The sequence below is a fragment of the Paenibacillus sabuli genome (genome assembly GCF_014705605.1).
In the GTDB taxonomy this organism is placed as follows: domain Bacteria; phylum Bacillota; class Bacilli; order Paenibacillales; family Paenibacillaceae; genus Paenibacillus_D; species Paenibacillus_D sabuli.
Genome location: NZ_JACXIZ010000063.1, coordinates 1 through 19,668, shown reverse-complemented (window position 1 = coordinate 19,668; position 19,668 = coordinate 1). Strand labels below are relative to the sequence as shown.

Sequence of the window (19,668 nt, the reverse complement as noted above, 5' to 3'; positions counted from 1 at the left end):
GGGCGAGTACGCGAGCAGTAGCCGCCAAAATGGCGTCTGCAGGCGGGGTGAGGGCGAGTACGCGAGCAGTAGCCGCCAAAATGGCGTCTACAGGCGGGGGGGGGGGCGAGTACGCGAGCAGTAGCCGCCAAAATGGCGTCTGCAGGCGAGGTGAGGGCGAGTACGCGAGCAGTAGCCGCCAAAATGGCGTCTGCAGGCGGGGTGGTGGGGAACAGACCACAAAAAGGCTCGCCGGAACATACAAAGTGCCAGCGAGCCTTTTTGTCATTAAATCGAAATTACTTCGCAGCTTCGTAACGCTTGCCAACTTCGTCCCAGTTGACAACGTTCCAGAAAGCAGAAATATAGTCAGGACGTTTGTTTTGATACTTCAGGTAATAAGCATGTTCCCATACGTCCAGGCCGAGAATCGGCGTTTCGCCTTCCATCAGCGGGCTGTCTTGATTCGGGAGGCTGTATACTTTCAGCTTGCCGTCTTTGCTGACAGCCAGGAAAGCCCAGCCGCTGCCAAAACGAGTCGTCGCTGCTTTTGCAAAGTCTTCTTTGAACTTGTCGAAGCCGCCAAGCTCATTTTGGATCGCATCGGCCAGAGCGCCGGTAGGAGCGCCGCCCCCGTTCGGCCCAATGATTTCCCAGAAAAGCGAGTGGTTGGCATGTCCGCCGCCGTTATTCCGAACGGCAGTACGAATGCTTTCAGGCACGCTGTTCAGATTGGAGATGAGGTCTTCGAGCGATTTGCTTTGCAGCTCGGGCGCCGACTCCAAGGCATTGTTCAAGTTCGTAACGTACGTGTTGTGATGACGGTCATGGTGGATCATCATCGTCGTTTCATCAATGTGAGGTTCAAGCGCGTTGTTCGCGTAGGGCAGTGCCGGCAATTCAAAAGCCATGATCAAAAAACCTCCTCAATTTGGATATGTAGTTGTCCCATTGCTATTATCCCCTAACCTTTAAAATAAATCAACACTAATGTTGATAAATTCGGTCTGGACAACTCTTATAGATTACCCCAAAACTTGTATGAACAAACAAACACCTTAATCAAAATAATCTGATCTCACCAATCTGATCTCATCGATTCACACAGACTTGAAGTCTCAAGTCACGAACTCCCGGAAGAAAGCCCGTCCCTGCCCGCGCGCATGGCGTCGCTCACCCGCCCGATGGTCGTTTGCGCGCACGGCGGTCGCTCACCCGCCCGATGATCGTTTGCGCGCACGGCGTCGCTCACCCGCCCGGCGGTCGCTCACCCGCCCGATGGTCGTTTGCGCGCACGGCGGTCGCTCACCCGCCCGATGATCGTTTGCGCGCACGGCGTCGCTCACCCGCCCGATGGTCGTTTGCGCGCACGGCGGTCGCTCACCCGCCCGATGGTCGTTTGCGCGCACGGCGTCGCTCACCCGCCCGATGGTCGTTTGCGCGCACGGCGGTCGTTCACCCGATTAATGATCGCCCGCGCGCACAAAAGCTCACCCTTGTCCGCCCGGACCAACGATCGCATGCACGCAAGCGAACGCACGCACGGAACCTTTATCAAGGTACGCATAAGATATTCGTTTTCGGATTTGAAAATATGGAAAACATTACAATGTAATCGATTTATATAAAGCGTTTTCACAAATTTTGACGAAAAACCCGCATTTATTTAAGCTTTTTTTAATGTTTAAGCAGGAATTCGTAAAATGATGTCGTATTTGTAATGCTAGCGTAAAAAACATTAGCGGGCTTTGGACCTATTCGCCGAAATGGAACGATGATGGCATGCCGCTCTCCGGATGGTACAAAACGGCCGATCCTTGCATGCTTGTCGTCAGCGACGCTTGCCCTTCGCAGGTATAAGCGCCGTTTATTTCCGTATTGCCGCTTGCCCGCCTGCAAGACGAATACTAGACTTGCGACAAAGGGAGATCTGATTTTATGCAGGTGCGTTCTTTTCAATTGTCCGACTACAGCCTCGTCACAGCGCTTCTTGAAGATGTGCTCTCGCCCGAATGCTGCGCCCAGACGATGGAAGCCTTCGGCAGACAGCTCTCGTGGGACAGCGATCTTGTCCTCGTGGCGCAAGAAGGCGACGCCATTGTCGGCATGATTATCGGCACGATTGATCACAACCGCGGATTCTACTACCGCGTTGCGGTGCATTCGGATTACCAGCGTCAAGGCATCGGCAAGGCGCTTACCCAAGGGCTGCGACAGCGATTCGTGCAGCGTAATGTTTCGCAGATTTTCATTACCGCCGACGAGCATAACGAGCCGATTTTACCTTGGTACGAGTCGCTCGGCTTTGCGGCAAACGACTTTTTTCGCTCGTTCCAAAAACTCAGCATCGTTGCAGGTTAATTGCTCGCGTACGGACCGGACATCGTATGCGTACGAAATAGGACGTATAGGGATGAACTGCCGACAGGTGCCGCAAGCGGGGCCTGTCATTCTTTTTTCGAATAAAAAGCATATCTTGTCTGTCGTTGCTTTTGAGCTTTTGACAGCAAGGTCTGCTTTTTTTAAAATCAAAGCAAGAATTGCTTGCATAGAGCACGGTTTGCGTTTTGCCTTGAAGGTATAGATTTTATAAGTTTCACGCTATAAACGGTCTCTATATTCTCGGAATGAAATTTGCGCCGCCCAAGGACGGGGCGAGCTGTTTCGCCTTGAGTGATCCGTTTCAGCCGAATGAGCGTTACAACTGGAATCGAACTTTATACGGAGTGTAGCCTATGCATGTGTATCGGTCTTATCAAATTAAAAGCTTCAAACATAATGGAAGCCTGCATCGGACTTGGTTGGAGAATTGGCTCGTGCCCGAGGCCGAGTTGACCCGGGAGCATCGCAGCGAATCCATGCTCGTCCTGATCAATCAGGCGACGCCGATTCGCGAGGCCAATGGCAAGTGCTGGGTCAGCCGGGTGCCGGCGCTTTCGTTTTTCATTCCGGAGCAGTGGTTCAACGTGGTGGCGTTGTTGGAGAGAAGCGGCATTCGCTATTATTGCAATGTTGCCTCTCCGCCCTATGTGTATGATAATGTGTTGACCTACATCGATTACGATCTGGATGTCATTCGGACCGTAGAGGGTGCGGTTCATGTGGTGGACCGTGACGAGTACGAATATCACAAAGCGCTGTACCATTATCCAGCGATTGTCGAGGAGAAGGTGAAGGCGGGACTGCACGGCTTGACCGCCCGTATCCGCCTGGGCCAAACCCCCTTTGACGAAGCGGTCATTCGGCATTATTATGAAAGATGGTTACACTACGAAAGCGAGGGTGGAAAGACATGAGCCGTACCACGACGCGGCAGACCGACGGGCCGGACGGCGGATCGCTCGGGCCGCGCTCACGCTGGGTGGCCGAGCTGCTCGATTGGGGCAAGACGCTGGCGATCGCGTTCGTCGTCGTGCTGCTGCTTCATTTCTTTGTCTTCAACTTGTCTACGGTCGAGGGCTCGTCGATGGAGCCGACTCTGGAGGAGCGGGAGTGGCTCTTCGTCAACAAGATTGTCTACTTCGTCGGTCATCCGAAGCGGGGCGATATCGTCATTACCAAGGACCCGGAGCACGGCATCGGACGCAAGGAATACCTCGTGAAGCGAGTGATCGGCGTTCCCGGCGATACGATCGCGGTGCGGGACGGACGGTTATACCGCAATGGCGAGCCGGTCGACGAGCCGTATACGAATACATGGATCGAAGATCCCGATTTTGCGCCGGTGGAGGTGGAGCCCGGCACTTACTTTGTCATGGGAGACAACCGGCGATCCAGGGCGAGCCGGGATAGCCGCGCCTTCGGCACGGTGCCGGAGGACTTGATTCGCGGGCGCGCGGACGTAATCCTGTGGCCGCTCGACAAATTGAACCTGCTGTAGCCCAGCGAGGCAGCGCGGGGCAGGAAGGAGGAAGAAGGGATGGCGACGCCGGCCGAAGAACATAACGCGCACTATTATGCAACGCTCAAGCAGGAGCTGCAGCACGCGCTGCCGCAGCTTGGCATAGACAAGCTGGGCGTCGCCTCCGCGGCGCCTTTTCGCGCGCTCAAGGCTCGGCTCGAGCGGCATCGGGAGCTCGGGTACGAATCGGGGTTCGAGGAGCCCGATCTGGACAAGCGCACCGATCCCGCGCTGCTGCTGGAGGACCCGCAATCGATCCTGGCGATTGCGATCGCGTATCCTTCCAAGCTGCGCGATGCCGCCCGATCCGAGCCGGGCGCCCGGCGCGGGCTGCTGGCGCGCACCGCATGGGGCCAGGATTATCATACGGTGCTGCGGGAGCGGCTCGGCCGATTGGAGACGTGGCTGCGCGAGCGGGTGCCGGGTATGGACGCCTCCGCGATGGTGGATACCGGCGCGCTGTCGGACCGGGCGGCGGCGGAGCGGGCTGGCATCGGCTGGAGCGCCAAAAACAGCATGATCATTACGCCGGAGTACGGGTCGTGGGTGTTCCTCGGCGAGCTTTTGACGAATGTGCCGCTGCCCCCGGACGAGCCGATGACCGATCAGTGCGGGTCGTGCACGCGCTGCATCGACGCCTGCCCGACCGGCGCGCTCGTCGGACCCGGTCAGCTCAATGCGCAGCGCTGCATTTCCTTCGTGACGCAGACCAAGGACTTCGTCTCGGACGAGCTGATGCGCAAGATCGGCAATCGGCTGTACGGGTGTGATACCTGTCAGCTCGTCTGTCCGGTCAACAAGGGCAAGAATGCGACGCATCAAGCGGAGCTGCAGCCGGATCCGGAACAGGTCAAGCCGCTGCTGGTCCCGCTGCTGGAGATCGGCAACCGCGACTTCAAGGTGCGCTTCGGCTCGAATTCGTCGGCGTGGCGCGGGCGCAAGCCGATCCAGCGCAATGCGGTCATCGCTCTGGGGAACTTCCGCGAAGCCTCGGCGGTGCCGGAGCTGAGGAAGGTGCTGCTGGACGATCCGCGGCCGGTGCTGCGCGGGACGGCGGCCTGGTCGCTCGGCGAGATCGGGGGCGTGCCGGCGCAGTCGGCGCTGCGCGAGGCGCTGGAGCTGGAGACGGACGAGACGGCGCGTCGCATGATCGGACAGGCGCTGGAGGCGGCAGCCCGGGAGCGGCGGCCTCGCCGAGCTGCGCGGAGCGCGGATGAGGCGGGCGAGAGCGGGCGGTGAGGCGCGCGACAGCAGGGCGCGGCTGATTGCGTCACGTATGTAGCCAAGCGCCAGCGGACATGGTATGATAGGGGACGTCAGATTTCGACAGGAAAGGTGAGGGGAACGGCATGTGGCTAGACATTGTATTGCCGATTGCGGCGTTGATTGTAGGGTTGGTCGGCGGCTTTTTTATCGGCGTCTATTATCTGCGGAAGCAGCTTGAGAAAATGCAAAGCGATCCGGAGATGCTGCAAAAGATGGCCAAGCAAATGGGCTATAATATGAACAAACAACAGCTCCAGCGGGCGCAAGGCATGATGAAGCGGCAGCAACGGCCGCCGGGTCGCAGATAAGAATGCCTGCCGCGGGGCGTTACGAACCTAGAGGAGGGATGCGGATTGGCGGGAAAAAAAGACTACGTCAATTCAGCGGTCTCGCGCAACCGGGAGCAAATCGAACTTCACGTCAAGGAGATTCTGAAGCTGGTCGGCGAGGACGTCGAACGCGAAGGACTGCTTGAGACGCCGGCGCGCGTCACGCGCATGTACGAGGAAATTTTTTCAGGATACGAAGTCGATCCCCGCGAGGTGCTCGGCGTCACGTTCGACGAACAGCACGAGGAGCTCGTGATCGTCAAGGATATCGTGTACTATAGCCAGTGCGAGCATCACATGGCGCCTTTTTTTGGAAAAGCCCATATCGGCTATATCCCGAGCGGCAAAATTGCAGGCCTCAGCAAGCTGGCCCGGCTGGTCGACGCGGTCACGCGGCGGCTGCAGGTGCAGGAGCGCATCACGTCGCAGATTGCGGATATTATGGATGAAGTGCTGCAGCCGCACGGCGTCATGGTCGTCGTCGAAGGCGAGCATATGTGCATGTGCGCGCGCGGCGTCAAGAAGCCGGGCAGCACGACCGTCACGTCGGCGGTCCGCGGCGAATTCCGCAGCAACTCCACGCTTCGCTCCGAGTTTTTGTCGCTGCTCAAGACTTGATTGCTCAGACCCGCCATCATCGAGATGGCGGGTTTTTGTCGCGCCTATCCTGGTTCGTCTTTTTCACCACACTTCCAAACGCGTATGGTCTAGCTGGTGAAAGAGGCGGCTTCGAAAGCGGCGAACAGCGAATGCGGCGACTGTCCAGCTCTCCTTTGTACCCATTCTTAACTTAAGACGTGTAGCAAATACGGAGGGCTGTCACTGCTTATACGTTCATCATAACGGACAGAAATGACCGTTACAGAGCGAATTGCGCCTCATGCGAATTGTAACGGACACTTTTGACCGTTGGCGCGTGCTCGGACCCCCGCGTAGGAGTTGTTCTCGCCTTGTCTAGATTTCTCGGAACGCAACTAGTGTCGCCGCCAAGGGATGGCGCCAATCGTTACGCCTTGACACCGGACCTCCGCTTCAGTATGGCTCCCATTGGAGCTGACGCGCCGCCAGATAACGTTCGTTTACGTAAGGCCAGTTCACGACATTCCACCAGTTGTCGATATAGGCGGCTCTTTTGTTCTGGTGCTTGAGGTAGTAGGCATGCTCCCAGACATCGAGCGCCAGCAGCGGCACGGCGTCCCACTGGGACAGGTTCTGGTGCTTTTCCGCCTGCAAAATTTCCAAGCGCCGGCTGCGCGGGCTCCACACGAGGATGGCCCAGCCTCCGCCCTCGACCTTCTCCGCGGCGGCGCTGAACTGCTGCCGGAACGCCTCCGCGCTGCCAAAGTCGCGCGCGAGCTGCTCGGCAAGCGGACCGCTCGGCTCGCCGCCGCCCTTGGGGGACATCACGTTCCAAAACAACGTATGCAAGTAGTGGCCTGCCCCATTGAACGCCAGCTCCCGCTCCCAATGCTTGACAAGCGCGAAATCGCCGGATTGCCGGGCCTCCTGCAGCGCTAGCTCGGCCTTGTTGAGTCCGTCCACGTAGCTCTGATGATGCACATCGTGATGAATGCGCATCGTCTGCGCATCGATATACGGCTCCAGGGCATTGTAATTGTAGCGCAGCGGCGGCAGCGTGTGCCCGCCGATCGGCACGGCCGCCCCCGGCGCAGCGCGCCAGGCGCCGCTAGGCGATAGACATGCCAAATAGCGCTCCGTTTGTCGGAGCATCCGCTGTGCCGCCGCTCGGGGCGCCGAATCGGGCGTCAGCGCAGCGCTGGTCCGCAGCAGCTCTCGAAGCTGATCGGCATACGCATCGGCCTGGGCGCGCGCGGCGCCGAGCATCGTCTCCGCGCCGTCAGCCCAGGCCTCGCGCGCCGACGCTCCGGAGGAAGCTCCCGCTCTGTGCGCCGCCGTCTCGTGCAGCGCCTCGCGCCATGTCGCGGCACAACGGGAGGCGTAGGCAAAAACCGCCTCCCACTCGAGCAGCATCTGTGCGTAGCCGGCTTCGAGCTCCGGCGCCGCCTCACGAAGCGCGCGCGCGTCCTGCTGGGCAGCGAGCTTGTAGGCTTGGGTCTGCAAGAGCAAGTCCCGCGCTGTCTCCCGCAAGCAGTCGGCATCGTCGCCGTGCGTGGGAAGCACGCGGATATGTGCCGAATCTGAATCCTGTAGCTGCAAAGTCCTGACCTCCTGCCGTTTGTTGCAATAAATCACACATAGCAGCTATATGCGGCGGCGGCATGATCTATGCTAGAGGGAGGCTTTTGTCAAGACGCTGCGGCCAGGGCAAGCAAACGCTGCGCGTGAACCTGATCCAAAAAGTGCGAGACTCGCGAAATGTATTCGTCAGGGTGGACGCGGAACAGCATTTCGTGCAGCCCGTTCTCCACGACCCATTCGCCAGAGAGCGGGTGGGTCTGCGTCTGCGCGATGAGCCGAGCCGTGTTCAGCGGCGCTTTGGAATCGGCGGTGCCGTGCACCATGTAGATCGGAATTGCGTAAGTGGTGCTGAGCACCCGATCGTATGGAATGGCGCCGAAGCCGGTACCGCTCCAGAGCGGAAGCAACGCTTGCAGTAGCTGCAAAGACGGGAAACGAGGCAAACTCACGAGCTGGGTCACGTTGTGAAACAGGGCTTCCGGATCGGGCAGAAAGGTGCTGTCGAGTATCATGGCATCGATCAAATCGGTCTGAAGCGCAGTCTGCAGAGCGGTCCCTGCGCCCATCGAGAAGCCCCAGATGACGACTTCGTCTGCGCCGTTGCTGCGGGCATAGCGAATGGCGGAAAGCAGTTGCTGCGATTCCTCGCGGCCGCCGGTGGCCGGAGACTTGTCGGAGGCGGAAGCATAGCCGTAATCGAACATGACGACGTTGTAATCCAGGCCGTGCATCAGCTCGGCCAGATCGTACATGGGTACCCAGCTCTCTTCGCGATTGGCGCCGTAGCCGTGACTAAAAATCACCGTGCGCGCAGAATCGTCCGCAGCGGGGATGTACCAGCCGTCGACCATCGTAGCGCCGCTGGCGCTGGGAAAGGCAATGTCTTCGTAAGCCAGACTTTTGGCTTCGAGCGGATTCGATTGGAGCGGAGCGACATATGGGTATGCCAGTCGCCAGGCGATGAAGCCGTGAAACGCGACTGCTGCGAACAAGACCAGGGCCAACGCGGCGGCACAAGCGACCCATAACCGTCTGGATCGCGAGACGAAGACGGGCTCGGTGTGCGGCGGCGCGTGAGAAGGCGCTGCGTAGCCGGCCTCCAAAGGGTACGGTGTCATGGCAGAGCTGCTCATCTTGATCCCTCCTGGCGGATAAAACGGGTGGTTGATCGTTGGCAAGGGAAAGCTGCAAAGTTCGACATTATTCGATACATTCTGACAAAAACAGAGGGTATGAAAGCGTTTCGATTGATGTGGTAATACCATCGTATGACGTATGGCCTATGATGTCAATGCGATGGGACATAATGTTACGCACTTGTAATACAGCTGTAAAATTCCACAGCCGACTTTACGGCATTGCGTGTCCTGCGTTATACTGGATGTAAATGAGTTTCAACCTATGAAACTAAGGGCTTAGATACAACCTACAATTTTAAAGCGGAGGCCATTTGGAATGGAAGAGCAGAAATCGACTGTGCGAGCAGTGGAGCGCGCCCTTGAGATTTTGCTGTGCTTCACGGCAGGCTCGGATCTGGCCATGACGCAGATCGCCGAGCGAACCGGACTGCACAAGAGCACCGTGCATCGCATGCTGGCTACGCTGGAAGAGAAGGGGTTCGTCGCGCGCGACAGCGCCTCCGACCGCTATCGCCTCGGGATGAGTATCTGGGAGCTGTCCGCGCACCTGGCGAATACGGACGACCCGGCTACGGTATGCCTGCCCGAGATGGAACGGTTGCGCGATACGCTGGGCGAGACGGTGAGCTTGTATGTGCGCGACGGGATGGAGCGGATTCGGATTCAGGCGGTGCAGAGCAATCAGGCGATCCGGCGGGTGGCGCCGGTCGGCGCGAGGCTTCCGCTCTACGTCGGCGCTTCGAGCAAGGTGCTGCTGGCCTTCGACGAGCGCGCCATTACGACCTCGGATATGAAAGGCTGGCTGGCGTCGGTGGATCGCGAGCAGCTCCTCAATCAACTGGAGCAGATACGCGCGCTCGGCTATGCGACCAGCATCGAGGAGCGCGAGCCGGGAGCTGCAGCAGTCGCAGCGCCGATTTTTGACCGTTCGGGAAGACTGGTCGCCGCTCTCTCCGTCTCCGGGCCCGCCAGCCGGCTGACCGCCGCCAAGCTGGAGGAGCATGCGGCGGTGATCGTGCACTCGGCTCGTCTGTTGGGCACGATGTTCAAGGCCTGACAAAAAAGCACCTCCATTGCCCGCTTGGCGGACAATGGAGGTGCTTTTGTATGGCAGCACTGCCAAGAGCAGCAGCTCTTACATGCCGGCGATCATTTGACGCAGTACGGTCTGCAGGATGCCGCCATTGCGATAGTAGTCGATGTCGACGGCCGAATCCAGACGCACGATGACGTTGAAGTCGAAGCTCGTGCCATCCTCGCGCGTGGCGGTGACGGACACTTTGTCGCCCGGCTTCACATCGTTGGACAGGCCGCTAATCGCGAACGTCTCGGTGCCGTTGATGCCGAGCGTCGACCAGCCTTGGCCTTCCTGGAATTGCAGTGGCAGGACGCCCATGCCGACCAGATTGGAGCGGTGAATCCGCTCGAAGCTCTCGGCGATGACCGCCTTCACGCCGAGCAGATACGTACCCTTGGCCGCCCAGTCGCGCGAGCTGCCGGTGCCGTATTCCTTGCCGGCGATGACGACGAGATTCGTATCGTCGCTCTGATACTTCATCGAAGCGTCGTAGATCGACATCTCCTCATCCGTAGGCAGATACTTGGTGACGCCGCCCTCCGTACCCGGCGCCACCTGATTGCGAATACGAATATTGGCGAAGGTGCCGCGCATCATGACGTCGTGATTGCCGCGCCGCGAGCCGTAGGAATTGAAGTCCTTGCGTTCTACGCCGTGCGATTGCAGGAACTTGCCTGCCGGGCTGTCGGCCTTGATGTTGCCCGCCGGCGAGATATGGTCGGTCGTGACCGAGTCGCTCAGCAGGGCCAGCACACGTGCGTCCTCGATGTCGTTGACATCGCCGACATCGGGGCCGAGGCTCTCGAAGAACGGCGGGTTGGCGATATACGTCGAGCTCGGGTCCCACTCGTACAGTTCGCCTTCCGCGACGGGAATAGCATTCCAGCGTTCGTTCTGCGTGAAGACGTTGGCATACTTGCTGCGGAACATCTCCGGCGTGATCGCGGCGCTTGCCGCTTCGGCAATCTCCTGCGAGCTCGGCCAGATGTCCTTGAGATAGACCGGCGCGCCCGCTTGGTCGTGGCCGATCGGCTCGTTCGCCAGATCGATATTGACCGTGCCGGCAAGCGCGTACGCGACGACCAGCGGCGGCGAGGCCAGATAGTTCGCCTTGACCTGGGCATGCACGCGGCCTTCGAAGTTGCGGTTGCCGGAGAGGACGGCCGCAACCGTCATATCGTTGTCTGCGATCGCTTGGCTGACTTCGTCCGGCAGCGGGCCGGAGTTGCCGATACAGGTCGCGCAGCCGTAGCCCGCGACGTGGAAGCCGAGCGCTTCGAGCGGCTCGATCAGGCCGGCCTTGGTCAGATAATCGGTGACGACGAGCGAGCCCGGCGTCAGCGAGCTTTTGACGTACTCCGGCTTGACGAGTCCGCGCTCGACCGCTTTTTTGGCGACCAGTCCGGCGCCGAGCATGACCGTCGGGTTGGACGTATTGGTGCAGCTGGTGATCGCCGCAATGACGACCGCGCCAGCCTTCATTTCGCTCACCTTGCCGTTGTTGTGCTTCACCTGCACGACCTCTTCGATCTTGTCGTCGCTCAGGCCGTAGCCGCCTTTGCTGACCGGCGTGCGAACGATCTGGTTGAACGCATCCTTCATCGATGTCAGCTCGATGCGGTCTTGCGGACGCTTCGGGCCGGCGAGGCTCGGTACGATCGTCGACAGGTCGAGCTCGAGGATGTCGGTGAAGACCGGGTCCGGCGTATCGTCCGTACGGAACATGTTTTGCGCTTTGTAGTAAGCTTCCACCAGTTCGATCTGCTCCTCGGTGCGGCCGGTCTGGCGCAGGAAGTCGAGCGTGATCGTATCGACCGGGAAGAAGCCGACCGTTGCGCCGTATTCAGGCGCCATGTTGGCGACCGTGGCGCGGTCCGGCAGACTGATGTTGGACAGGCCAGGGCCGAAGAATTCGACGAATTTGCCGACGACGCCTTTTTTGCGCAGCATCTCGGTGACCGTCAGCGCCAGATCGGTCGCGGTCGCGCCTTCGGCGAGCTTGCCGGTCAGCTTGAGGCCGATGACCTCAGGCATGACGAAGTAGAGCGGCTGGCCGAGCATGCCGGCTTCCGCCTCGATGCCGCCGACGCCCCAGCCCGCGACGCCCAGGCCGTTGATCATCGTTGTATGCGAGTCCGTGCCGACGAGCGAGTCCGGGAAGACGAACGTATCGTCGCCGATCGTTTTGGTCGCGGCGACCGAAGCCAGATACTCCAGATTCACCTGATGCACAATGCCGGTAGCCGGCGGTACGGCGCGGAAGTTGTCGAACGCTGTTTGCGCCCAGCGCAGGAAGCGGTAACGCTCCTCGTTGCGCTCGAATTCGATCTTCTCGTTGTATTCGAGCGCTTCGGGCGTGCCGAAGGCGTCGACCATGACCGAGTGGTCGATGACGAGATCGACCGGGACGAGCGGATTGATCCGTTTCGGATCCCCGCCGGCTTTTTTTACGGTGTCGCGCATGGCTGCGAGATCGACGACGACCGGTACGCCGGTGAAGTCCTGCAGGACGATCCGGGCGGGGATGAACGGAATTTCTTTTTCAATGCGGCCGTCCGCCCAGGTGGCCAGTTGCTTCACATGTTCAGTTGTAATCGCGCGTCCGTCGAATTGGCGCACGGCTGCTTCGAGCAGCACCTTGATGGAGAAGGGCAGCTTCGAGATCGAACCGAGGCCCTGCTCCTCCAGATCCTGCAGCCGGTAGTAGGCATACGACTTGCCTCCGGCCTCAAGCGATGCGCGAACGGAGTAAGGATTTTGATTGGACATTTGCGTAGTTCCTCCTTATCGCAGTGGAAATAGGGTTAAAGCTTAGTTGAAGTGAATAGTTTCATGCTGTGAAACACAATTTCATAATTATGCTCTTCCTATAGTATAGCGCTAACAGGGAAGAGCGTAAAGAGGGTTTTCATCATGTTCGCCAATTGCGGCACATAACATGTATGGAAGGGGGCGATTGGGATGCCGCGTTCGAACGCGTCGGCGCCGCGGCGCCGGCTGGAAGGCTGGCGGGCTGCGATACATGACTATGTGGAGCGAGTGAATCGGGCGGAGCTGGAAGGCGGTATCGCCCCGCTGGTGGACGCCGTCGCCGACGAGGAGCATCTGCGGCGCCTCGAGCAGCGATTGCTGCGTACCGCGAGGCGTGACCGCGAACGCGCGATCGCGCCGCTGCGCAGCGAGGCGCGCGCCGCGATCGAACGGGCGCATGAATCCGCTCGCGAGGCCTCGGTGCTGCTTCGGCTGCACTTCACCAAGCAATGCCGTCACGGCGGCACGTCTTACAACGAGCAGCGCGGAGAGCTGGAGCGCATAAGACTGCAGCAGCGCGAGCGCGTCTGGCGCATCGTCATGATCGAGCCGGTCGTAGCCGAGCGCAGACCGCGCTTTGGGATCGGGGCGGAGACTGAAGCGTCGAGGAAGGCGGAGGTCGCATCGACCGCACAGCAGGAGCCGCCAGCGCCGATGCACGCCCCGTATCTCAGTCCCGCGCTGCTTGATCATTATCGGCCCGGGGGACGTTCGTTTCGCTCCTATCGCCGCGAGCTGGCGGTTTCGTATGCGGACAGATGGTGGGACGCGCCCAATCCCGAGTACGAAGCCTTTGATGTCAACTGCACCAATTACGTCTCCCAGTGCCTCTTTGCAGGCAATGCTCCGATGGACTATACTGGTAGGAGAGAGGCGGGCTGGTGGTATCGCGGCAGGCACAATGGGCGCGAGGCATGGAGCTACAGCTGGTCGGTCTCCAATGCGCTGAAGCAGTTGCTGGCCGCACCGCGAACGAGCGGATTGCGCGCTCAGCTCGTCGAGAATCCGGCGCAGCTGGCGCTCGGCGATATTATCGTCTACGACTGGAACGGAGACGATCGCTTTCAGCATAGCACGATCGTCACGGCCTTCGATGCCTCCGGTATGCCGCTGGTCAATGCCAATACGGTGGCCAGCCGTCACCGTTATTGGGACTACCGCGATTCCTACGCTTGGACGGAACGCACCTCATACCGTTTTTTTCATATTGCGGATCTCTTGTAGCGGCCGCTCAGCAGCGAAATTATATGTAATCGGAGGACAATTCATGGGGCAACGCGTAGGACTGATTTATGGAGGCAAGTCGGGCGAGCACGAGGTGTCGCTCCAGACCGCGCTGGCGGTCATGAAAGCATTTGACTACACCAAATACGAGATTCAACCATTCTATATTACGAAGCGGGGACATTGGCACAGCGGTCTGGTCCTGCAGCAGCCGCCGAGCGACGTCAAGCAGCTGATGCTTGACGAAGCGGGCTCGGCCGACGACAGCGCGCTTGCGCCGCTGCTGGCGGAGCTGGCGCCCGCCGCATTCCGCGCGAACGCTTCCGTGGACGTGATGTTCCCCTTGCTGCACGGCACGTTCGGCGAAGACGGAACAGTCCAGGGACTGCTGGAGATGGCGAACATGCCCTACGTCGGAGCCGGCGTACTGGCCTCCGCGGTCGGGATGGACAAGGTGATGATGAAGCGCGTATTCGCCCACGAGGGTCTGCCCCAATGCGTCTACCGCCATTTCAACCGGACCCAGTGGGAGAAGGACGCGCCGTTTTTTATTATGGAAGTCGAGGTGTCGCTCGGCTATCCGTGCTTCATCAAGCCGGCCAATCTGGGCTCGAGCGTCGGCATCTCCAAGGCGTCCAATCGCGAGGAGCTGATTGCAGCGGTCGAGCTGGCGCTGCGCTACGACCGCAAGGTCATCGTCGAGGAGTTCGTCGAGGCCCGGGAGATCGAGGTCAGCGTACTGGGCAACGACGATCCGCGGGCATCGCTGCCGGGCGAGATCATCAGCTCGGGCGACTTTTACGATTATCAGGCCAAATACGTGGACGGCAAGTCGGTCATGCACATTCCCGCCGAGCTGCCGGAGGCGACGAGCCAAGCGGTGCGCGACATGGCGGTGCGCGCTTTCCTGGCGATCGACGGCTCGGGGCTTTCTCGCGTCGACTTCTTCCTGCGCAAGTCGGACGGTCAGCTGCTGATCAACGAAGTCAACACGATGCCCGGCTTCACGCCGTTCAGCATGTATCCGCTGATGTGGAAGGCATCGGGCGTCCAGTACCAGGAGCTGCTCGACACGCTGATCGAGCTGGCCAAGTCGCGCCATGCCGCGAAGCAGCGGCTGGAATTCGGAAGCTAGCGCGGCCTTCGGCCGCCTGGCGCCGCGTACCGATCGTATACCAAGGAACGGGGGAAGAGCATGGGATTCGGAACGGAATTCAACTCGGTTTGCAAGTTCAAATCCAAGCAAGAGCTGTACGAGCTGCTTGAATATGGACGAGGCAAGATGGTGAAAAGCGGCTTTCGCGTCTATCCGACCGGGCAGAAGGTCATTGCCTATACGCCCGAGAACGAAGCGATTGCGATCGTCAAAATTTTGGTGTCGATCGCCGAAATCAACTTTCAGGGCAACGAAATCACGCAGGTCGAAATGGAGCTCGTTCGCCGTCTGACGGACGAGGAAGCGCGCGTGCAGACCGCGCTCGCGCAGGAAATGTTTTTCGGCGAGCAAAGCCGCGGCGGGTAAACGCAGGGGGCAGGTCAAAACTTGAAATTGCCGGGTAAATAGGGTACGTTGAAACAGGCGGGACTTGCATGGCAGGCCTCGGCTGTTTCTATGATTTTTGGAGGAGGTTGCGGACGAATGAACGGACTGGTAGAAGGAAAAAATATTGTCGTCATGGGGGTTGCCAACGATCGAAGCATTGCGTGGGCGATCGCCCAGTCGCTCGCGGCGCAAGGGGCGAACCTTGCGTTTACCTATGAAAGCGAGCGGGTGGAGCAGCGGGTGCGCAAGCTGGCCGACACGATTCCCGGGTCGGTGCTGCTGCCCTGCAACGTCACCGAAGACGCGGAAGTGGAGGCGCTTTCAAGTCACCTGAAGGAGCATTTCGGCGTGGTGCACGGACTGGTGCACAGCATCGCTTTTGCCAAGACGGACGAGCTCGAGGGAATGTACGTCGATACGTCGCGCGAAGGCTTCGCTCTGGCGCACGAGATCAGCGCCTACTCCCTGACGGCCGTCGCCCAGCGCCTGTACCCGCTCATGACCGAGGGCGGCAGCATCATGACGATGACCTACCTCGGCGCCGAACGCGCGCTGCGCAACTACAATGTCATGGGCGTGGCCAAGGCCGCGCTGGAGGCTTCGGTGCGCTATCTGGCGAATGACCTCGGGCCGCATGGCGTCCGGGTCAACGCCATCTCCGCGGGGCCGATCCGGACGCTGGCAGCCAAGGGAATCAAGGATTTCAATTCCATTCTTCGACAGGTCGAGGAGAAGGCGCCGCTGCGGCGCACGACCGAGACGGCAGAGGTGGGCGACACGGCGCTGTTCCTGATGAGTCCGCTGTCGCGGGGCATTACGGGCGAAGTGATCTACGTCGACAACGGCTATCACATTGTAGGCGTTTAGGCAGGCGTCAAGTAGCCTTATTTTAGCAGGACGGGAGACCGGAAGTATGCTCGACATTCTGATTTTAATCCTACTTGGCTTTGCCGGGGCCGCCTTCGGCAGCATTGTCGGCCTGGGCGGGGGCATTATTCTGGTGCCCGGCCTGCTTTGGCTGGGCCCGCAGCTGACGGGGGCCGAGCTTGGGCACGAGGTCGCGGTCGGCGTTTCGCTCGCCGTGCTGATCGTTACGGCGCTGGCTTCGACGACGACCTATGCCAAGGCCGGGCGCGTCGATTTTCGCAGCGGCTGGCTGCTTTTTGTGGCGAGCGGCCCGGCGGCGATGCTCGGGGCGGCGATGACCGGCCTGATGGGCGGCGCGGGCTTTCAATTGATGTTCGGCGTGTTCATTTTGCTGATGGCCTGGCTGCTTATCGCGCGGGACAGGCTCAAGCCGGCGGCGCGGCGATGGCCGATCATGCGCAGCCATACGGAAGCCGACGGCACACAGCGGCAATACGGCTATGCGCTTGCGCCGCTGCTTGCGATCGGCTTCGGCGTCGGTCTGATTTCCGGACTTTTTGGCATTGGCGGCGGATCGTTGTTCGTACCTGCGATGGTCTTGTTGTTTCGTTTTCCGCCTCATATAGCCGCGGCTACCTCCATGTTTGTCATCTTCTTGTCCTCGATTACCGGCAGCGCCGTGCACGGCTGGCTCGGCGAGATCGATTACCGGCTGGCGCTGGCGCTGGCGCCGGGCGCATGGCTCGGCGGCAAGGCGGGCGCCTATATAGCCGGCCGCATGAGCGGCAACGGCCTGCTCTGGCTGCTGCGTGCGACGCTGGTCGTGATGGCGATCCGGCTCATCTGGTCGGGCGTGGCGGAGTTGTAGCAGGCTAAATTTAGGCGCAACTTGAGACCGGCTGCCACGTATAGTAACTGTAGTAGAGGACAAGCGCGGCAAGCACGCCGGGGCGAGATGAACAGGAAAGTAGAGGGATGACGGTGAACCTACAAGGCAGCGAGTCGATTATCGGGAGCAAAAGCTTCACGGCCGTGGCGATCAATTGCGCGGCCAAGGCAGGCGAGTGGATCAAGTCCAAGCTGGGCGCCCATGCGAGTCTTTCGCTCAAATCCTCGCCGCATGATCTGGTAACCGAGGTGGACAAAGGCTCGGAGAAAATGATACGCAGTTTGATTCTGACTCATTTTCCGCACCACTCGTTTTTGGGCGAGGAAGGCGCAGGCGCCGGGCCCGAAGCTTCGCGTCAGGCGCTGGAAGCGGCCCTGCAAGCGGAGGATTACCTGTGGATTGTCGATCCGATCGACGGGACGACCAATTTTGTGCATGGCTTCCCGGGCTATGTCGTGTCCATCGCCCTTGCTTACCGCGGCGAAGTCATCGTCGGGGTGATCTATGATCCCTCGCGGGACGAGATGTTCGTCGCGGAGAAGGGCAAGGGCGCTTATGTGCACGGCAAACGCATGCAAGTGGATGAAGCGGACAAGCTGGGCGCGAGTCTGATCGCCACCGGCTTTCCGGCGGATCACCTCGGCTCCCTGCCGGTTAATTTACGCGGCATTCAGGCAGTGGCGCCGCGCGTGCGCAACGTGCGGGTGGCCGGCTCCGCCGCGCTGCATTTGGCGTATGTCGCCGCTGGCAGATTGAGCGGATTTTGGGAGATCGGGCTGAGCAGCTGGGACGTGGCCGCCGGGGTGCTGATGGTGCAGGAATCGGGCGGACGCGTGTCGGATACGAGCGGCGCCGCCTACGACCTGCGGGTGCGCAACATAGCCGCGACCAACGGTGCGGTGCACGAGGAGCTGCTGCACACGCTCCAAGCGGCCGGAGCGGCCGGCGGCAAGTAGAAGGAGGTACACGCATGGACGAATCCGGACGCGATTTGGCGTATCGCAGAATCGAGCGGGAGCTGACCAGGCAGCTTGAGGGCGAGGCGGAGGCGGGAGCCGAGCGAATGAATAGCGAGGACGACAAGGCAAAGCTGCGGCCCCGACCTCTGCCGCATCGGTACGAATACCGGATCGCCTCGGCGTTCGAGCCGGTTGCGGAGGAGACGAAGCGCTATCGTGAAATGGCGGAAGAGCTCGACGACCGGTATGACCGCAGATCAGAACGACTAGGCGAAGAACCTCGAAAGCCGGCAGCGAACGACGCCGATCCGTCCTGACGCATCGATGGGGGCTGCAGGAGCTGAAGAGGCAGCGCTGGCGTCGAGGACGGATGGCGAAATAAGCGCAAAATACGAGGCTGCACGGCGGAAATGGTGCCAGCGTCGGAAATAAGCGTAAAATACGAGGTTGCACGGCGGAAATGGCGCCAGCGTCGGAAATAAGCGCAAAATACGAGGCTGCACGGCGGAAATGGTGCCAGCGTCGGAAATAAGCGTAAAATACGAGGTTGCAGGGCGGAAATGGCGCCAGCGTCGGGAATAAGCGCAAAATACGAGGTTGCACGGCGGAAATGGTGCCAGCGTCGGAAATAAGCGTAAAATACGAGGTTGCAGGGCGGAAATGGCGCCAGCGTCGGGAATAAGCGCAAAATACGAGGTTGCACGGCGGAATCGGCGTCGGCATCGGAAATAAGCGTAAAATACGAGGTTGCACGATGGAATCGACGTCGGCATCGGAAATAAGCGTAAAATACGAGGCTGCAGGGCGGAAATGGTGCCAGCGTCGGAAATAAGCGCAAAATACGAGGATGGAGCAGCCGCTTTGGCTCGCGACTATTAGGCTGTTTCACGATCTGGGTATAGGTGTAATGACCTCTATGTTGCAGTGATCCGTTACCAACTAGAGGAGGTTAAGGCCGATGAACAGACCAAAGGTGTGCGGCATGCTGATCCTACTGCTGGTCTTGACCGCAGCGATGGCGGCGACTGGCGCCGCTGCGGCCGATCAGCCGCAACGAGTTGGGCCGAAGCATGGAGGCGCCGCAGGGATTGACAGCCGACGTTCAAGCGGAGGAGGAACGGCTGCGCCGCCGGAGACGATCGACGGGGCCGCACCTCGCTCCACGGCAGTCATGGCAAGCGCCGTGCCGCTCGAGATCAGCAGGGAGCCCAGCACCTCTTGGGTGCGGCCACTATTTGCGGGAATCGCGTTGTTTGTACTTAGTGCAGCCGGCTATTACACGACCAAAACGTTTTCCAATGCACGTTCGTGAAACAATGGTGCTTAACACATAAGACAATCGTACTAAAAAAATGTGGGTATCGGAATGGTTCGCTCCCCATTAATTGAAAAAACAAGCGTGAAACGGAATGCGGAATTCCGTTGCGCTTGTTTTTGGTCTTTTTACGGCCCATTGAAGCAAAAAATTGAATCATTTATGAAAAGGGAAAAATTACCTTTCGTCATATCGGCCTGTCCGTCGT

At 59.8% G+C, this 19,668-nt stretch carries 19 protein-coding genes; 15 read left to right on the top strand and 4 right to left on the bottom strand.

Going from position 1 to position 19,668, the window contains the following annotated elements; translation table 11 throughout:
- Nucleotides 1–278: 278 nt before the first annotated feature.
- Nucleotides 279–890, bottom strand: a complete 612-nt coding sequence (locus IDH44_RS24570) for a superoxide dismutase (protein WP_223870007.1) — start codon at nt 888–890, stop codon at nt 279–281.
- 1,027 nt (nt 891–1,917) lie between these two features.
- On the opposite strand from IDH44_RS24570, the gene IDH44_RS24565 reads away from it, so the two are divergent.
- From IDH44_RS24565 to folE, 6 genes are all read left to right on the top strand, one after another.
- Complete coding sequence (locus IDH44_RS24565; protein WP_190921465.1) at nt 1,918–2,340, top strand: GNAT family N-acetyltransferase; 423 nt, start codon at nt 1,918–1,920, stop codon at nt 2,338–2,340.
- Nucleotides 2,341–2,714: 374 nt separating this feature from the next.
- Nucleotides 2,715–3,275, top strand: coding sequence for a DUF402 domain-containing protein (locus IDH44_RS24560; RefSeq protein ID WP_190921464.1), 561 nt, complete (start codon nt 2,715–2,717; stop codon nt 3,273–3,275).
- Nucleotides 3,272–3,859 (top strand): signal peptidase I, encoded by a 588-nt coding sequence (lepB, locus tag IDH44_RS24555; RefSeq protein WP_190921463.1) that lies wholly within the window; start codon nt 3,272–3,274, stop codon nt 3,857–3,859. The genes IDH44_RS24560 and lepB overlap by 4 nt, the downstream gene beginning before the upstream one ends.
- Before the next feature lie 39 nt (nt 3,860–3,898).
- The gene (gene queG, locus IDH44_RS24550) at nt 3,899–5,119 is read left to right on the top strand and encodes a tRNA epoxyqueuosine(34) reductase QueG (protein ID WP_190921462.1); all 1,221 of its coding nucleotides are present in this window, start codon (nt 3,899–3,901) and stop codon (nt 5,117–5,119) included.
- A 110-nt stretch (nt 5,120–5,229) separates the two neighbouring features.
- Nucleotides 5,230–5,454, top strand: a complete 225-nt coding sequence (locus IDH44_RS24545; RefSeq protein WP_190921461.1) for a YneF family protein — start codon at nt 5,230–5,232, stop codon at nt 5,452–5,454.
- Between the two features lie 45 nt (nt 5,455–5,499).
- Nucleotides 5,500–6,093: a GTP cyclohydrolase I FolE gene (gene folE / locus IDH44_RS24540; protein ID WP_190921460.1), complete on the top strand. Its 594-nt coding sequence runs from the start codon at nt 5,500–5,502 to the stop codon at nt 6,091–6,093.
- A 414-nt stretch (nt 6,094–6,507) separates the two neighbouring features.
- Here folE and IDH44_RS24535 read toward each other — a convergent pair whose 3' ends face one another.
- Nucleotides 6,508–7,653, bottom strand: coding sequence for a superoxide dismutase (locus tag IDH44_RS24535; protein ID WP_223870006.1), 1,146 nt, complete (start codon nt 7,651–7,653; stop codon nt 6,508–6,510).
- 89 nt (nt 7,654–7,742) lie between these two features.
- Complete coding sequence (locus IDH44_RS24530; protein WP_190921459.1) at nt 7,743–8,768, bottom strand: alpha/beta hydrolase; 1,026 nt, start codon at nt 8,766–8,768, stop codon at nt 7,743–7,745.
- Between the two features lie 322 nt (nt 8,769–9,090).
- On the opposite strand from IDH44_RS24530, the gene IDH44_RS24525 reads away from it, so the two are divergent.
- Nucleotides 9,091–9,831, top strand: coding sequence for an IclR family transcriptional regulator (locus tag IDH44_RS24525; RefSeq protein ID WP_190921458.1), 741 nt, complete (start codon nt 9,091–9,093; stop codon nt 9,829–9,831).
- A 78-nt stretch (nt 9,832–9,909) separates the two neighbouring features.
- Here IDH44_RS24525 and acnA read toward each other — a convergent pair whose 3' ends face one another.
- The gene (gene acnA, locus IDH44_RS24520; protein WP_190921457.1) at nt 9,910–12,621 is read right to left on the bottom strand and encodes an aconitate hydratase AcnA; all 2,712 of its coding nucleotides are present in this window, start codon (nt 12,619–12,621) and stop codon (nt 9,910–9,912) included.
- A gap of 192 nt (nt 12,622–12,813) precedes the next feature.
- On the opposite strand from acnA, the gene IDH44_RS24515 reads away from it, so the two are divergent.
- The 8 genes from IDH44_RS24515 (at nt 12,814) to IDH44_RS24480 (ending at nt 19,457) form a co-directional block, all read left to right on the top strand.
- Nucleotides 12,814–13,887: an amidase domain-containing protein gene (locus tag IDH44_RS24515; protein ID WP_190921456.1), complete on the top strand. Its 1,074-nt coding sequence runs from the start codon at nt 12,814–12,816 to the stop codon at nt 13,885–13,887.
- Nucleotides 13,888–13,930: 43 nt separating this feature from the next.
- On the top strand, nt 13,931–15,022 hold the full coding sequence (locus IDH44_RS24510; RefSeq protein ID WP_190921455.1) for a D-alanine--D-alanine ligase: 1,092 nt from the start codon (nt 13,931–13,933) through the stop codon (nt 15,020–15,022).
- 60 nt (nt 15,023–15,082) lie between these two features.
- Complete coding sequence (locus tag IDH44_RS24505; RefSeq protein WP_190921454.1) at nt 15,083–15,409, top strand: hypothetical protein; 327 nt, start codon at nt 15,083–15,085, stop codon at nt 15,407–15,409.
- Between the two features lie 117 nt (nt 15,410–15,526).
- The gene (fabI, locus tag IDH44_RS24500) at nt 15,527–16,297 is read left to right on the top strand and encodes an enoyl-ACP reductase FabI (RefSeq protein WP_190921453.1); all 771 of its coding nucleotides are present in this window, start codon (nt 15,527–15,529) and stop codon (nt 16,295–16,297) included.
- A 46-nt stretch (nt 16,298–16,343) separates the two neighbouring features.
- Nucleotides 16,344–17,165 (top strand): sulfite exporter TauE/SafE family protein, encoded by an 822-nt coding sequence (locus IDH44_RS24495; protein WP_190921452.1) that lies wholly within the window; start codon nt 16,344–16,346, stop codon nt 17,163–17,165.
- Between the two features lie 107 nt (nt 17,166–17,272).
- The gene (locus IDH44_RS24490; protein WP_190921451.1) at nt 17,273–18,142 is read left to right on the top strand and encodes an inositol monophosphatase family protein; all 870 of its coding nucleotides are present in this window, start codon (nt 17,273–17,275) and stop codon (nt 18,140–18,142) included.
- A 14-nt stretch (nt 18,143–18,156) separates the two neighbouring features.
- Nucleotides 18,157–18,462, top strand: a complete 306-nt coding sequence (locus tag IDH44_RS24485) for a hypothetical protein (RefSeq protein WP_190921450.1) — start codon at nt 18,157–18,159, stop codon at nt 18,460–18,462.
- Between the two features lie 641 nt (nt 18,463–19,103).
- Entirely contained in the window at nt 19,104–19,457 is a 354-nt protein-coding gene (locus IDH44_RS24480) for a hypothetical protein (RefSeq protein ID WP_190921449.1), read from the top strand.
- Nucleotides 19,458–19,668 lie beyond the last annotated feature (211 nt).